The following is a 15,938-nucleotide window of genomic DNA, read 5'->3' on the forward strand; positions in this document are numbered from 1 at the left end:
TCTGGCTTAGGACTTCTTTCCTTACTGGTGCCCTGTGCTTTGTTGTGTGTTTGGGCAGCTCTTTCTTTACCTGATCGTGGGTTCTTATGCCTTTGCAAAACCGTGTTGCTCCCAATGGTGAGCTGTGTGCTGTCCCTGCCCGTGGCATGTTCATGGGTAATCGCGGTGGCCGTATTCATGATCCAGAGACGCAGAAACTCACTGGCCGAACGCATGCTTCTCGCAGGTGGTTATGCTGCTCCACGACCTATAAAGACTGGCACCGCGATGTCTGGGGCAAGTTTTATACGGAACTCTTCTTCTTTGACGAGGTGACTGCGCTGGCCGCAGGCCATCGGCCTTGTTTCTTTTGCCGCAAGGAGGATGCACGTCGTTTTGCTGAGCATTGGAAGAACTGTGAAGGATTGGAAGTAGCTCCAAGTTCCGATGAAATGGATTTGGTTTTGCATTCGCAACGTTGCGGGCACAAGAAATCACCGGCTTGTCTTCCGCAGATCAATCCGCATGAGGACTGGCCGGATGGGACGGTGGTTCATTGCGGCGACAGGTTTTATGCTCTGAGGAACCACAAATGGTGGAGCTGGAGTTTTGAAGGATATACGGCGGCTGAGCGGGAGTTGCCCGAGGATGTGACTCTGATTACGCCACCGCAGATCATTGCGATCCTGAATGATGGCTATAGCCCGAAATGGGGCATATTTAATCTATAATACTGACCTATAGCGCCGTAAACCATTCGCTTTTCAAATGAATTGATAACGTTTATTCATTTGTTTCATCATGCGATTTCATGCAGGACGTTGCTTGAAACACTTTGTATTGGCAGGAATATTTCATGACGAGTGCTAGCGATATTGATGCAGGCATTGCAATTTCTCAAAAGCCTCAAGCACTTAGTATGTTCGATCTCGCACTGTACGGCACAACCGTATTTGCGTGGGGCTTTAGCTGGTATGCCTTGAAGTTGCAGGCGGTCATTACCCCTGAGATTGCACTGTTCTGGCGGTTTCTGTTTGCGACAATCTTGATGTGGGGCTGGGCAATCTTTGGCGGACATAAGATGGCCTTTCCGTTGCGCGCTCACCTGAGCTTTGGTGGGCTTGGTCTGCTGTTATTTTCAACCAACTTCCTACTGTTTTATCACGGCTCGCGTGAGCTGCCTTCAGGTTTACTGTCGGTGGTATTTTCCTTAGCATCCGTTTTCAACATCGTGCTTGGCTTCATTCTGTTCAAACAGAAAGTGAGCCGCGCGCTTGTGGTTGGTGCCGTGCTTGGCTTCTCCGGCATCTGTCTGATGTTTTATCAAGAGATTGCAGGCAGTACCTGGAACATTGCAGCGTTGGGCGGGCTTGGTCTGTGTGCTCTAGGGACTTTGAGCTTCTGTTTTGGCAACATCGTCTCTGCACGTGCGACAGCCAAAAAGATCTCGGTGATCTCAGCCAGTGCATGGGGCATGGTGTACGGCACTGTTCTTCTTGGTCTGAATGGCCTGTTACAAGGTGCCAGCTTTGTGGTTCCGTTTACGCCGGAATTTATCTGGAGCTTCCTTTACATGGTGGTCATCGGTTCCATCGTCGCCTTTGGTGCTTATCTGACATTGCTGGGGCGGATCGGCTCAGCACGCGCTGGCTATGCGACAGTGATGTTCCCGATCGTAGCGCTTGGCGTTTCCACGGTGATGGAAGGTTACACCTGGACTGCAACATCCATTCTTGGTTTGATGTTTGCTTTGGGTGGTAACTGGATCGTGCTCAGCCGCTCTGCCAAAAAATAAGCCCGGTGATTTGAACCACCGGACTTGAAGCATTTCAATAGAGAAGTCGCTTACTCAGCGGCTTCTGTTTCCATTCCGTTATATTCCATCGTGACATTGCCAATGGACGCTACGATGTGATGGCAAAGCGCATCATGAACCGGCTCAATTGCCATTTGAGATCTGATGATGGTGATGTCACAAGGTGGCAAAGGCGGCAGGCCTTCTTTTTCTCCAAGAATCCGCTGCCCCTGACGCAACGCACTGGCTGGCAGGATTGCGATCGCTAGTCCGGCATTTACGGCACCAGCAAGAGCTGCCGCACTGGCACTGGTGTACACCACCTGATGCTGAACGTTCAGATGATCAAGCGCGGCAACACCTGCCTGTCTCCATGAACAAGTTGTTGGGCCAACCGCAAGACGTAATGGACGCTGGTCATGAACGATATGCTCACGAGAGCCTATCCATTGAAGAGGCTCACGGCGCACAATCTGTCCCGGTACGCTGGTGCAGTCACCACTGGTGACGATTCCCACGTCCAGATCACCCTTTTGGATTCGCCGGCCAATTTCATTTGAGCTGGAGCATTCCACATCCAAATTGATGCAAGGGTTCAGCCGATTAAATGCTGCAAGTACTTGTGGCAACAGTCGTTCTGCGTAGTCATCTGGCAGCCCGAGTCGGATGCGTCCGGCAATCTCAGGCTCATGAAACGCAGAGAGCGTTTCGTCGTTTAAAGCAACCATGCGCCGCGCATATTCGACAAGACGTCTTCCGTGCTCCGTTATCCTAGAGTTACGTCCGTCTTTAACAAATATTGGCTGTCCGATACGTTCCTCAAGCTTCTTCATTTGCATGGAAACAGCGGACTGAGTTTTATGTACGGCATCGCCAGCCTTGGTAAAACTTCCCAATTCTGCGACGGCCAGAAATGTTCTCAATTGATCGACATCGATCGAATAAGGCATGGGCTCCCTCCCATTTGACGATGATCAATCAATCACGATCTTGAATGGATTTCAATCGAAAACATTCTCTTGTTTGTCTACAACTTTTCGGTGATATTTGACGCATCGAACGACACCGTTCCCTCTTTTTTAAACCCCCTATACCAGTTCCAATGGATAGCCAGAGCAGCTTATCCAAACGGGAGAGTGATACCATGACGCTTGCATTCCCTACCCCTTCTGAATATCGCAACCCAAATCGCGCTAATGCAGGCACCTTTGAACCGCTGACGCTGGCTCACACACTGCATGTGCTGACTGCTTTGCCTCTTAAGCTCTGGAAGCACTACCAGGACCGACGCGCCATGGTTGAGCTTGCACGCCTAGAAGACCGTATGCTGGACGACATCGGCATTACTCGCGATGACGTATTCAGCGCGCTTTCTGCTGGTGATGGTAAAGACCCAAGCTGGCATCTGCGTATTCGTGCCAGTGAACGCCGCTGCGCAGAAATGGAAAAACGCCGCCAACGCGCATAATTTTTGTGGGAGCCTCAATTGGCGGCTCTACCCCTAATTGAACCGCCAAAAATTCATCACCCACATATGAAAAGGGCCTGCATTACGCAGGCCCTTCTTCTTTTCCGGTATACGGAACTTATTCTCATCATGCCACTCAGGCAGAGGCTGCGGTTTTCTCAAAGGATTTCGCCAGATAATCACTCAAAGCATTTGCTGCTTTGAAGTGGCTTTCCTTACCGCGAACCAGCTTGACCACGTAGTTTGGCAGCTTTGGCAGGCCTTCCAGTTCCAACAGCCCGGCACCCGATGCAACAAGGGATGAACGTGGCTGAATTGTAATTGCCATGCCACTTGCTGCTGTCATTTCAACAAGGCCAGGATTACTTGAACTATATTGGATACGGAATGCACGTTCGTCATCCTCAAGCGCTTCAACAGCAGCCTTTCGGATGCGACATTGTTCCAGACCAACAGCCAATGGCAGTTCTCTTTCACTGGCAAGTTTGAAATTGCTGCCTGCTGCCCAAACGAGCCGCTCGCTGGAGAGAACACTCCCCTCACCAGCTTCAGCTTCATCTGCAAGGCTGCCGATGATAGCAAGATCCAGTTTGCCTTCTCCCAAAGCTTTACGAAGATCTGCCGCTGGTGCGCAGACGATGGATGCTTCAGCTTTTGGATTGTTCTTAGAGAACTCGAAAATGATCTTTGCGGTTCTAGTTTCGTCAATGCCTTCCGCAAGACCAAGACGAACCTTACCGGTCACTTCGCGCTCTGAGAACATAGCTAATGTCTCGTCATTTAAACGAAGCATCTGACGGGCATGGCGCAGCAGTAGCTCACCATCTTCTGTCAGTTTTGAGTGCCGCCCTTCTCTCCGGAAGACCGTGCGCTCAAGCTTGTCTTCCATGCGGCGCATTTGCATGGAAATCGCTGATTGCGTTTTATCAAGTTCTTCTGCTGCTCTTGTGAAGCTCCCAGTATCCGCAATCATTACCAGAGTTCGCAGAGAATCTAAGTCTAATAGTGCTGTCATGTCCCCAATCCATAACAATTTGATATGAATATACAGCATACTGGTGGAAAGAAAACCGAGAGTTGGAATATAATACTTTATTATCGCAGTCTTTTCCCTCTCTTAGGGAGTTTTGACCAATTCATCACAATAATTAATATAATCAAACTTGCTCTTATATTCGACGAGACTCTCAAAAGAATCCAATAGTTGAAATAAAAACCGAAAAATAACAATCGGCTTGGAGTTACGATATAAAAAACATCTAGTAATTCTCTCTGAGATAGAGAGTTATGCTAGATTAATTCATGTAGGTTTGTGTTCCTTTGGACGATCAGGCTAGTTCTGAACTCTCGGTCTGAACGGAAACGGAGGAAATTGCAGTAAACAACTTCCTCAATTCGTGATCTTCATCACAAAAAGTTATCCTCAGGTATATGTGATAAATTGTTACCTATGTGAGCGAGTTGGCCAAAAAACGTTGCAATATTTCTGCCAAGCTTCGCCCTGGGCTTGTTGCATTGCTGCCAAACCTCCAGACAAGGATGATACAGGCGAATCCTTCAAAGTAGATTGGTGGGCCCGAGGACCTGATCCATTTTCCGGAGACGGTGACTTCTTGGCTCGCGTGTTTTGCACTTTAGATTCTTCTGGTGCCTCATTGTGGTCATCTGAAGCTGAGCTTGTGCCCTGCAGAGCATTTGTCCAAAATTCGAGCATCGGATTTTCTAAGGGCATCATCTGCGACCAGAAAGCTTCTCGTGCATCCAAGATTGGGTTACGCGCTGCATCTGTGTCCTGATGGAACTCCGGACATCCCTTCGCGAAGCCTTGCAAGTAGGCTTCCATCATGGTGCGCTGCGGTCCTGCCAAATAATTTTTCACCATGTTGCCATAGGATAGCATCAGCAAAATGGGCATTAACTCCATCCAGCTTTCGACATTCATGGCATCTTTGCGACTGAGGTGACGCTGCATGGCTGCGCTGATGTTTTTGTCACCGCTGAACATGCTCATGACTTGAGAGAGCATAGCCTGCTGTGGCAACCCGGTCATCCCTTGCCATTTGGACGGATCAGCCCAGTTCATGTATGGAAACTCAGAAACACCTGCAGATTTGGTCTCCGACTTTCCAGAGGGCGCTCCCTCCTTCTGCATAAAGGGCATAAAACCGTGACTGGTCTCACAGTAGTCCTTATAGGCCTTTGCATAGTTTTGGCTGAGCATTTCCATAAGGGAAAACATATTGTTATTGGAATGTCGTAACATGAGGTTTTCCCCTCGTAAGCTTCTCGCGGCTATTTAAACACTCAACAGACGTAACGTCAGTTCCCTAATTTTGGATGTAGTATTCTGCAAATATTATGTCTAAGAGACGAAATTTGATTGAATTGGGTTCAATAGTGACATCTGCACTAAACAATTCGGTAGACATCAACCGCCTCCTCGCGCCCACGAAGCTGATAATCACCCAAGTGTTTGGTGTGTGACTTGTCACTCAGATGATCCACGGTCGCGTTGGTGGCCAGGGCAATCACTCTCGCCTCTGGATCAACCTTCTTACCAAGTTCCTGAAGTCGTGCGGCCACATTCACAGCGTCTCCGACCACAGTATAGTTCATCCGCTCAATAGCGCCGATGTTGCCAACAACGACAGTTCCTGTGTGAACACCGATACGTAAACGCGGCTTTTCAATCGCGCCCTCTTCGTTTTCGAGCTCTTTCTCCAACCTCTGCGCAATGAGATGTACCGCATCAATAGCCGCTTGCGCATGGTTTTCCATAGTCTCCGGGGCACCCCAGAATGCCATGCATCCATCTCCAATGTACTTATCGATGGTTCCATGGGTGTGACTTATGCAATCTGCTAGCTCCTGAAAGTGGGTGTTAAGTAAGGTCGTGGTCTCTTCTGCAGTCAGCTTAGAAGCAACACCGGTGAACCCTGCGATATCAGAGAACAGGATTGTCATTTCACGAAGCTCGGTGCTGTTGAGGCCTTCAAATTCTCGTTCTAACAACACTCTGACAAGATCTTTTGGTACATATCTTGAGAAAGCGCTGAGGGCTACACCTGCTGAGTTAAAGGCCTGGTTTGCCTGATCTACCTCTTTAAGTCGCGACCTAGGTAATGCATTCAACCCTTCCATATTCAGTTTTCTGATGGCATTTGCTTGCGTTCCAAGAGCAACAAACGGTCCTGCGAGTCTTCGGCCGATCAAAAACATCAAGAGAACGCCGACTGCCAGAAAAGCAGTAGCAGCGACAAAGATTTTGTGCAGGTTATCGAATGGAACACTGAACTCGGACGCCAATACATAGCTTCCGATGATGATAGGGAAACGATTTCCATTTCTCAGATCGTCATAAAGATACAGATATGTACCATGCGTTGTTGTGTCGATGTGTGCTTCATAAGTGGTATTAAGAGACTTGCGCTTGGGATTGTGGCCCCAAATGCTGGTGAGCGGTGTATCTTTCAGGTCTGAGATCAATGGGATCGGCTTGGCTTTGCTCGGCTTGAAGCTCAAGAAGGCTGGTTCTGAACTCGCGAGCACTTGATCTCGTCCATAAAGGATAAAAGGAATTTGAGAGGCCCGCCACTTGATGCGAGCCATCAATTGCCCAAGCAGAGCGGTCGGGTAATCCAACGTGAGTCTGGAGATTGTATTATCGACCGGGTTCCTGATGTAGACGGCGAACTGCATGAAAGTTTCACCGAGGCTCGCATCATAATAAGGCGGTGCCCAACGATGATTGCCAACCTCCATATCCTGCTCATTTGGCGGCGTGACCATCACCTGCTGAACGGGTTGGTTTGCATGATCCAGCTGCACTGAAATCCGACGCCCCGTCGGGAAGGTATAAGAAATCCGCTTAATGTTGGTCTGACGAGATAGGATTGAAATCAACTGTTCCCGCAAAGCCATAGGAGCACTGTAGACGAGCGGATCAGACAGGACTTCAGCCGCCAGCAACCCCATTCGTTCTTCATTGCGGAAGAAGTCTTCAACAACCTCAAGACCACGTTCAACAATGAGAGCCCCGGTTTCACGCATGATAGCGGTTGTCTGACGGTTGGTGGCGTCGGACACATAGAGGAGCATAGAACCGCCGATTAAGGCCAGCAGCATAGCTGCGCCAATGCTGAAGACGACGGAGATGGACAAGCGCCATCTTTTGCGGCCTTTTTTTGCTGAGCTCTGATGCGGGTGCTGCTTTTCAGCGTCAGCAGTCTTGTTATTCAGGTCCATTCAGGCCTCCATTTGGAGGTATCTTAGAACCAATCTCCCAATTTTGCCTGAACAACGGCCAAAGCCGCGACGGCAGCGGTGTCTGCTCTTAAAATCCGTGGGCCAAGCGGGATAGCATGTACGAATGGTTTGCTATGCAAAAGCGCACGCTCTTCCTCGGAGAAACCACCTTCCGGGCCGATGAGTATCGCCAAAGGTCCTTTGGGAACATTTTTCAGTGCATCCAACGGATTGTGCGTCCCATGGCCTTCGTCACAGAAGATAATCTGGCGATCACCTTCTTCTTGCTCCCACATAGAAAGAAGTTTCTTTAGTTGCTGCGGCTCCATTACGGAGGGGATAGAAAGCACGCCGCACTGTTCACAGGCTTCAAGCACATTGGATTCCATGCGCTCCAGCTTCACCTTTGGGTTTTGGGTGAACTGGGTGAGCACCGGACGTAAGCGCCCTGCTCCCATCTCCACGGCCTTTTGAACCATGTAATCCAGGCGCGCCAATTTCAACGGTGCAAACAGATAATCCAAATCTGGCATTGGTGTCTGCTCACGCAACTGCTCAGTCACAATCAGCTGACAGGATTTGCGCCCCGTTGGCAGGATCTGAGCACGCCATTCTCCATGCTTACCGTTGAAGACGAGCACGTCGCCGCCCTCCTTCATGCGAAGGACATTCAAAAGGTAGTTAGCCTGTGCGCGGTCTGCCTCCAATTGAAGGCCAGCGCGGAGATCTTGATCGACAAATAAGCGTTGCATACGAAACTCATAGCGGGACATGGGGGCACCATATGCCAAGCACACGGCAGATACCACTTTGCGCTTATAGATTTGCTGGTGAGAACTCAATGTCTCAACAGGTGGAAGCGCTTCTCACGGTTCCCCTTTGCAATTGTCGCAGGCTACACTAAGAGAGAATGGTTTACTTTTTGCCGCATATGAAAGAAGTCTGACATTGTCTGAACGCTCCAACATTGCTGAATATACCGTCTCCGAGATTTCCGGCGATATCAAACGCGAGCTTGAGGACAAGTTTGGCTATATCCGTGTACGGGGCGAGTTGGGCCGTGTGAGCAAACCTGCTTCAGGGCATATCTATCTGGATGTAAAAGACGATAAGTCCGTGCTTTCGGGCATTATCTGGCGCGGCAATGCTTCACGGCTCAAGGTTCAGCCAGAACAGGGTCTTGAAGTCATTGCGACGGGTAAGATCACCACTTTCCCCGGGCAGTCCAAATACCAAATGGTGATCGATAGCCTTGAGCCAGCAGGCGCTGGTGCATTGATGGCTCTGTTGGAAGAGCGCAAGCGCAAGCTGGCAGCGGAAGGTTTGTTTGCTGAAGAGCGCAAGGTTGCTTTGCCGCGCATGCCGCGCGTGATTGGCGTTGTTACGTCCCCAACTGGCGCAGTTATTCGCGATATCCTGCACCGCATCAGCGACCGCTTTCCTCTGCATGTTTTGGTTTGGCCAGTTCGCGTACAGGGTGAGAGCTGCGGCTCTGAAGTTGCAGCTGGTATTCGCGGTTTTAATGCGCTTGAGGCCAACGGAGCTATCCCACGCCCTGATGTTCTGATCGTTGCGCGTGGTGGTGGCTCGATTGAAGACCTTTGGGGCTTTAATGATGAAGCTGTGGTTCGTGCTGCAGCAGACTCCCAAATCCCGCTGATTTCAGCTGTTGGCCATGAGACAGACTGGACATTGATTGATCTGGCTGCCGATGTACGTGCGCCAACGCCAACTGGTGCTGCTGAGTTTGCAGTTCCGGTAAAGGCTGAGATGACCGCTCAGGTGGATGATCTGTCCCGCCGCCTCTCAACAGGCCTGTTGCGCTTGGTCCAAACGCGCCGAACGGAGCTGCGGGCAGCAAGTGCAGCACTGCCTGCTCCACGAGATCTTCTTGCTCTTCCACGCCAGCGGTTTGATATGGTGGCAGGCCGTCTTGAGCAGGGACTGAAGACGAATACGCAAATCCACCGGAATTCTCTGACAGCAGTTTCCTCCGGCTTACGTCCTATCACACTTGAACGGCAGGTTGCGCAAGGGCGCGAGCGGCTTCAGGTTTTGAAAGGTCGTGCCATTGCAGCCTTTTCCAACCAGGTACAACGGCAACGCCTGCGCCTTTCCAACTCTGCCGGGCTTTTGGCCTCACTAAGCTATGAGCGAGTGATTGAGCGTGGTTACGCTGTGGTGCGTGATCAGGCTGGTGTTCCACTGGCCGGCGCACAGGATGTTCAGGCAGGGCAATCCCTGAAACTGGAGATGAAGGGTGGCACTGTTGGAGCTGTGGCTGATGGGGGTGGGGTAACGCCAACACCTCCGCGACCAGTGAAGCCGATGCCAGAAACCGTCGTTGAGGCTACTGCGGAGCCAACTTCTCCTCCAAAGAACTTAGAGGAGCATGTGGCTCAGACGAAAGCAAAGCAGGCTAAGCCCGCTCCGAGAAAGAAGAAAAGTGTGGTTGATCCAGACGCACAAGGCAGCTTGTTTTAGAAGTGATTACGGAGGAATACCCTCTATTTCCTCATTATTGCGTGATTAAGAGATCAGGACTATATTGAGGAAGAGAAAGGGAGCAAATGCCCCCTTTCCCGGTGGATTATTTGAAAGTAGCACGGAACCAGAGTACCAGTCTGTTCCGTGCTTTTTCAATTTTGAACTTCAATTCAAGCTTCATCCATCTACCACCTCCTTCACCAGGCATTGCTACGATCGGAGTGCCTAATCTCTCCGATTGCGCGGACTGGCTCACGCTGCTGCTTTGCAAAGGAGATGGGTCTCAGGATGCTATCGAACCTCGGCAGAAATCACTATCCGAGAGAGTTGGGGTATGTGTCCTTGGAGAGAGATGAAAGCAAGTCAGGCGGAGGCTGTCGATAATTCGACTGGCTCCTTAAGCAAGGCAAGATGGAAGCTTCCGCTTTGCTTGAAACCAATAGCCTCATAGGCTTTCGCTGCCGCTGGATTATCAGTGAACAAGACGGACTTCTGCACACCTTGTTTCTTCACAAGTTCCAGTGTGAGTGCGACGACAACTCTGGCATATCCGTTGTTGCGATGTTCAGGTGGTGTCCAGACAGGGCCGACTTGCACGATTTCTGCAAGGGTTGCGTTGAACCCGCTCAACGCGACAGGTTGCTCTCTATCCAGCAAGACCCATGCATTACCGCTTTCTTGCATTTGCGTTACGCGGTTTGTGATGTGTTTGTCATGCTCTGCGCTGGCTTCACCATCAAAGGCTTCCAACTCGTACGCTTTTAGCCAATCGAACAGTAATGACGTATCAGCTTCTGAGGTTGGGATCAGAGTGAACTGATCGCTGGTGGCTGTCTCAGAGAGCTGCAGGTCCTCCAAGGCTAGCTGATAGAGGCCTTCGCTGCGGTTGGTATTGTAGGTACCTGCTGATAAGCTCAGTTTGTTCAAAACAAAACTGACTTGTTCACTATCGCCAAGCATTCCGGCAATCGGGCGATTAACAACTTCACAAAAGTGCGTGGTGAGTGCTTCCAGAGCGTTCAAATCAGGCGCCTGAGCCATCAAGTTGCCGTTCCAGAACTGCGCCAAAATACCTTTTAACTCGTCGGCTGCGTCGTAAGCGCCCCAATACTCTCCCGAATAGAGCTCGCCCGTGTACTCCAGGCCCGTCTTTTCGATATTATTGAGCAGAAACATTGAGCTGTAGACACGCTTCATCAGAAACTGCCAAACCGCTTCTTGATGTTGATTGGATAATTTTTTGATTTTCATGGCAATGCTCTTTGTTGGAAACCATTAAGTATGACGCAGTAAAAAACCCCGGTTCACCGACCAGGGTTTTCCATTATCTCAACTGATCATCCGCTTTACATCAAGGATGGCAGGAAGGTGATGATTGCCGGGAAGGCCACCAAGACAGCTACGGTCAACACATCCGCAACAAAGAACGGTGTCGCGCCGCGGAAAACTTCCTGAACCGGGATGTCTGGACGCACACCGGAGACCACGAAGCAGTTCAAGCCAATGGGCGGTGTAATCAGGCAGAGTTCTGCCATTTTCACCACGATGATACCGAACCAGATTGCGCAGGCTGCACCGGACATGCCAAGCGTGCTTTCTGCTGCACTGACATCGAGGCCACCATTGAGTGCCATGATTGCCGGGAAGACCACCGGAAGGGTCAGCACGAGCATGCCGATTGCATCCATGAACATGCCAAGCACAGCATATCCAAGCAGAATGCAAACAATGATCATCATTGGCGGATAATCCAGTGCGACGATGAACTCTCGGAACGCATCTGGCAGGCCTGCAAAACCGAGGAAGCGGACATAGACGAGCACGCCCCAGATGAGGGTGAAGATCATTACTGTCAGCTTCGCCGTCTCGTGAAGAGCCAGGAAAAGCTGCTTAGCGCGCATACCTTTGTAAAACGCAGCCAGCAGCACAACGAATGCGCCACACGCGCCAGCTTCTGTTGGGGTTGCAAAGCCGAAGTAGAGGCTGCTGAAGATGATCAGGATCACGCCAATGATTGGGAATGTCCCAGGCACAGATTCAAAGCGCTCTTTCCAGCTGTAGCCACCGATTGCAGGTGCTCCGCCCTGCCATGCAGCGATGACGTAAATAATGGCTGCATAGATGAGAACGGAAACAACACCGGGCAAGAAACCTGCCATGAGGAGTTTGCCGACGCTCTCTTCCACCAAAATAGCATAGATCACGAGGATCGCACTTGGCGGGATAAGCGAGGCCAGTGTTCCACCAGCCGCAACCACTGCTGCGGAGAGGCGTTTGGAGTAGCCTGCCTCCAACATTTCAGGGATCGCAACACGGGCGAACACCGCGGAAGTTGCTGTTGATGCGCCTGATACAGCCGCAAAACCTGCTGTGGCGAAGACAGTTCCGATTGCCAAGCCACCCGGAAGCCAGCCCAGCCAGCGTTTTGAGGCTTCAAACAGTTGCTTTGTCAGGCCTGCATAATAGGCCAGAAAGCCAATCAGGATGAAGGTTGGCAGAACGGACAGTGCATAGGTCACGGATTTGGAATGTGGGATCGTGCCAGCCATTTTTGCGGCGGTCATAACACCACGTTCAAACCCGAGGCGCATGGAGAAAATTGCGACCATACCCATAATGCCGACAAACGCTGCTGCAAAAGCAACTCGAACACCAATGATGACGAGGAGCAGGAGCATCCCAGTCATGATGAGACCGATATCAAACGGGGTCATGATGCACCTCCATGGGCAGGAGTTCTCATTTCAGGCCCCTCTTCTCCGTTTTCGGCGGAATGGAATGTCTCCTCAATCTCAGCTTTAGCATGCTGAGCAGCATCCATTACGTGCGGTAAATCCAGAACTGAAGCTGACGGATTGATAATAAGGCGGCTGTAGCCAAACAGTTGAAGAACAAGGCGAAGCCACAACAAGGACAATGCAAGCGGAACAACAAACTTGGAGGGCCAGGTTGGGATGGAAATATCCATGGTGCTGTCCCCGAAGGTCCATGCCCTGTCAAAGTGCAGGAAGGAGCCATAAATCAACACGGATACAACAAGCAGAATTGCCAGCACGCCAAGAAACTCTGCAATCCACTGAGTACGGCCTTTGAAGACGCCGATCACCAACTCCATACGGATGTGGCCGCCAACACGCTGACAATAAGCTATCCCCATGAACGCGAATACGGCCATGGCTTGCTCTGTAATATCAATAAAACCGGGTACGGGCTGGTTGAACAAGTTGCGTCCGGCGACCTGAATAACAGCCAGCAACATCAAGACGAGGATAGATGTTGCTGCAATGAGGTTGAACAGGTTTTCGATTCTTCCCAGCACACCATTAAAGCGGAGATAGGCCATATCCGACTTGGGATATGCGGGGCCGTTTGATTTGGACATGTTATCAGCCCGATTTTAAGAGAAATGTTGTGCCCTGCTCTGAGCGAGTACTTTTGAGCAGGCTCTTAAACAAAACTCCGATGAGCAGCCATCGGAATAAAAAAGGCGCACCAAGCAGAGTGCGCCTTTTGATAGGTAATTACTTACCAGCAATTGTGTTCTGTACGAGCGTGAGCAGTTCTGCAGCAGGGAGACCCTTTGCAGACATGTCTTCAACCCACTTGTCCCAGATTGGTTTACCAGCAACAGCCTTGAAGGCTTCAAGCTCTTCTTCTGTAAAAGAGATTTGCTTTACACCGTTTGCTTCCAGAGCTGGATAGAACTTGTCGTAGACCTTTGCATAGGTGTCCAGGTAATGCTGAACTGCAGGGGCTACACTTTCATCCAGAGCTTTCTGGAACTCAGGAGCCAACATGTCGTAGGCGTCTGTGCTAACCACAACTGGACAGCTCACGGTGCCTGGGTTCAAGTTGTTAGTCCACCAGCTGCCGGCTTCAACTGTTTTGAATGACAGGTGCGCATGAGGCGCAAAAGCAACGGCCTGCACAGTACCAGAATCAATTGCCTGATACGCTTCAGAAGCTGTCACGGTTGTTGGAACAGCGCCGATGGTCTTCATCGCATTACCAACGCCGCCAAGAGCACGCACGCGCATGCCTTCAAAGTCAGCCAGCTTAGCAGGTGCGTCGCCTTTACCCAGCAGGTTGTACTGCGGCATTGGGGATGGCATCAACAGCTTTGCATTCCAACGACCCAGGTCTTTTTGAACTGCAGGGTGATTGTAGAGCGCGAAATCTACCTTCACCTGAGTTTCCAGATCCGGCACGCCGAGGAATGGCAGATCGGTGGTGGTCAATGTCGGGTTTTTATCTGCATGGTAAGATGCACAGAACTGCGCCATCTCGAACGCACCGATGGAGATGCCATCAAGGTTTTCGCGAGATTTGGAGAGTGCTCCACCGTAATGCAGCTTGATTTCGAATTTGCCGTTTGTGCGTGCAGCCACTTCTTCAGCCAGCTTTTCAACGTGCTCGGTAAATGCACGGCGTTTGCCCCACAACGAGACATTCCAGGTCACATCTGCAGCCAGAGCTTCGCCCACAAACGCGGAGCCCATAGTTGCTGCGAGCACAGCGGTCGCAACCTTAAGATTTTTCATTTATCAACTCCCGAAAATAAATTGGCCGTCTTTGCAATAGGTGCAAATCCAGCCCCTCCCTGAATTCCGTCGAATATAGAAATATCACAATTTTCTCAGTAATAAACCTTAGTAATTCGAAGATTTAATGACTATTCACATGCCCCTAGGTTCGTTCGTCCAAAATATCTTAGCAGGGTGCAAGTGTATAAAAACTCTGCTTTTATTCAGCTAATAAGTTCTTCTTTGTCTAAAGTATAAAGACTTTAAGTATACCTATTTGGAGCGAAACTGGGCTACCTTACACTCCTTTACTTATAATAATAGTGAAACTGCATTATTTTTCAAAACCTTATCCCAATGATTAAGGTTGACAAGGATCAAAGCAGCTATTGCAATGCTGACCTAATATTTCAGGCGAGGGACAACCTCCCGTACCGCTAAGAAATAGAGGGCAAGGAGACAAGGCTTATGGCAATCAAGGACATTCTCACCATTACAGACCTGAACGGCGATCAAACAGCATCTAAGGTTGCTGTTGAATTTGCCCGTCAGGCAGGTGCACATGCAACTGGGCTTGCACTGGCATTCGAGCCAATCGTTCCCGGCTTTTTAGCAGCACCAATGCCAACCGATTATTTGCAGGTTGCTAAAAATCAGGCCATCGATGCTGCGAAGACTTCTACTGAGAAGTTCAAAGGCTACGCAGAACTTGCTGGTATCTCCACTGAAACTCGTGTGGAAGAGATCGTCACCGGTGGCAGCCTCGAATCCATCATGGGCCATTGCCGCTTGAGCGACATGGTTGTGATTGGTCAGGACAATCCTGAAGCACCTGAGCCAATGCGCGAAATGCTGATCGAAGGGCTTTTGTTCGAGTCTGGCGTGCCGACACTGATCGTTCCATTCATCTCCAAGGGTAACTTCCAGCCGAAGAAAGTTGTTCTGGCATGGGATGGTAGCGCAACAGCCGCACGTGCAGTGCATGCAGCGCTTCCAATCTTAGAGATGGCAGAGCATGTTACAATCGTGATCGTGAACAAAGGTCTGCCTCTTGAAGGTGAGCCAGGTTCCGACATTGCAACGTACCTTGCCCGTCATGATCTGGAGATCAATGTTGATGTGATCAACAACCCACCAATCGGTGTTGGTGATGCGCTTCTCAACTACGTCTCAGAAAATGGAACAGACCTGCTTGTTATGGGTGGTTACGGCCACAGCCGCATGCGCGAATATCTCGTAGGTGGAGCGACCCGCGACATTCTGCATTCCATGACTATTCCAGTTCTGATGGCTCACTAATCTAGTCGGGGGACGTCCCATTTTGTCTCCCGATCCTTGCCCATTTTGAAAGGAAGAGAGGTGTCGCTTTGCTGTCGCACCTCTCTTCTATTTTGAAGATCAAACGCTCTTGAACTCCATTATGAGGGGCATTGGTCTGAAT

General features: G+C 50.3%; 14 protein-coding genes. 5 read left to right on the plus strand and 9 right to left on the minus strand.

The annotated features are described in order from the left end of the window. Positions 1 to 86 precede the first annotated feature (86 nt). Positions 87 to 710 carry a hypothetical protein gene (locus BM231_RS06110; protein ID WP_093517639.1) on the plus strand — a complete coding sequence of 208 codons (624 nt, stop codon included), beginning with the start codon at positions 87 to 89 and terminating at the stop codon, positions 708 to 710. Between the two features lie 125 nt (positions 711 to 835). Continuing rightward, positions 836 to 1,774, plus strand: a complete 939-nt coding sequence (locus BM231_RS06115; RefSeq protein ID WP_093517641.1) for a DMT family transporter — start codon at positions 836 to 838, stop codon at positions 1,772 to 1,774. Between the two features lie 50 nt (positions 1,775 to 1,824). Here the strand turns inward: BM231_RS06115 and BM231_RS06120 are convergent, their stop codons facing one another. After that, positions 1,825 to 2,724: a LysR substrate-binding domain-containing protein gene (locus BM231_RS06120; protein ID WP_057463767.1), complete on the minus strand. Its 900-nt coding sequence runs from the start codon at positions 2,722 to 2,724 to the stop codon at positions 1,825 to 1,827. A gap of 194 nt (positions 2,725 to 2,918) precedes the next feature. Between BM231_RS06120 and BM231_RS06125 the strand changes: the two genes are divergently transcribed. Then, the gene (locus BM231_RS06125) at positions 2,919 to 3,242 is read left to right on the plus strand and encodes a DUF1127 domain-containing protein (RefSeq protein ID WP_063309807.1); all 324 of its coding nucleotides are present in this window, start codon (positions 2,919 to 2,921) and stop codon (positions 3,240 to 3,242) included. Positions 3,243 to 3,378: 136 nt separating this feature from the next. Here the strand turns inward: BM231_RS06125 and BM231_RS06130 are convergent, their stop codons facing one another. From BM231_RS06130 to BM231_RS06145, 4 genes are all read right to left on the minus strand, one after another. Then, positions 3,379 to 4,257: a LysR family transcriptional regulator gene (locus tag BM231_RS06130; RefSeq protein ID WP_093517643.1), complete on the minus strand. Its 879-nt coding sequence runs from the start codon at positions 4,255 to 4,257 to the stop codon at positions 3,379 to 3,381. Between the two features lie 429 nt (positions 4,258 to 4,686). Next, complete coding sequence (locus tag BM231_RS06135) at positions 4,687 to 5,325, minus strand: hypothetical protein (protein ID WP_208860123.1); 639 nt, start codon at positions 5,323 to 5,325, stop codon at positions 4,687 to 4,689. Between the two features lie 326 nt (positions 5,326 to 5,651). Next, complete coding sequence (locus BM231_RS06140; RefSeq protein ID WP_093517647.1) at positions 5,652 to 7,487, minus strand: adenylate/guanylate cyclase domain-containing protein; 1,836 nt, start codon at positions 7,485 to 7,487, stop codon at positions 5,652 to 5,654. 23 nt (positions 7,488 to 7,510) lie between these two features. After that, positions 7,511 to 8,239, minus strand: a complete 729-nt coding sequence (locus BM231_RS06145; RefSeq protein WP_093517883.1) for a 16S rRNA (uracil(1498)-N(3))-methyltransferase — start codon at positions 8,237 to 8,239, stop codon at positions 7,511 to 7,513. Between the two features lie 196 nt (positions 8,240 to 8,435). On the opposite strand from BM231_RS06145, the gene xseA reads away from it, so the two are divergent. Beyond that, positions 8,436 to 9,971, plus strand: a complete 1,536-nt coding sequence (gene xseA / locus BM231_RS06150) for an exodeoxyribonuclease VII large subunit (protein WP_093517649.1) — start codon at positions 8,436 to 8,438, stop codon at positions 9,969 to 9,971. Positions 9,972 to 10,337: 366 nt separating this feature from the next. Here the strand turns inward: xseA and BM231_RS06155 are convergent, their stop codons facing one another. From BM231_RS06155 to BM231_RS06170, 4 genes are all read right to left on the minus strand, one after another. Continuing rightward, entirely contained in the window at positions 10,338 to 11,225 is an 888-nt protein-coding gene (locus BM231_RS06155) for a GNAT family N-acetyltransferase (protein ID WP_093517651.1), read from the minus strand. A gap of 95 nt (positions 11,226 to 11,320) precedes the next feature. Then, entirely contained in the window at positions 11,321 to 12,688 is a 1,368-nt protein-coding gene (locus tag BM231_RS06160) for a TRAP transporter large permease (RefSeq protein ID WP_093517653.1), read from the minus strand. Continuing rightward, entirely contained in the window at positions 12,685 to 13,356 is a 672-nt protein-coding gene (locus BM231_RS06165) for a TRAP transporter small permease subunit (protein ID WP_093517655.1), read from the minus strand. Before BM231_RS06165 ends, BM231_RS06160 begins: the two co-directional genes overlap by 4 nt. Before the next feature lie 139 nt (positions 13,357 to 13,495). Beyond that, a complete protein-coding gene (locus tag BM231_RS06170) occupies positions 13,496 to 14,515 on the minus strand; it encodes a C4-dicarboxylate TRAP transporter substrate-binding protein (RefSeq protein WP_093517657.1) in 1,020 nt (339 codons plus the stop codon). Between the two features lie 450 nt (positions 14,516 to 14,965). Here BM231_RS06170 and BM231_RS06175 point away from each other — a divergent pair, with 450 nt between their 5' ends. Next, entirely contained in the window at positions 14,966 to 15,796 is an 831-nt protein-coding gene (locus tag BM231_RS06175) for a universal stress protein (protein ID WP_093517658.1), read from the plus strand. Positions 15,797 to 15,938: the final 142 nt, after the last annotated feature.

Source organism: Pseudovibrio ascidiaceicola (genome assembly GCF_900114245.1).
Lineage (GTDB): Bacteria > Pseudomonadota > Alphaproteobacteria > Rhizobiales > Stappiaceae > Pseudovibrio > Pseudovibrio ascidiaceicola.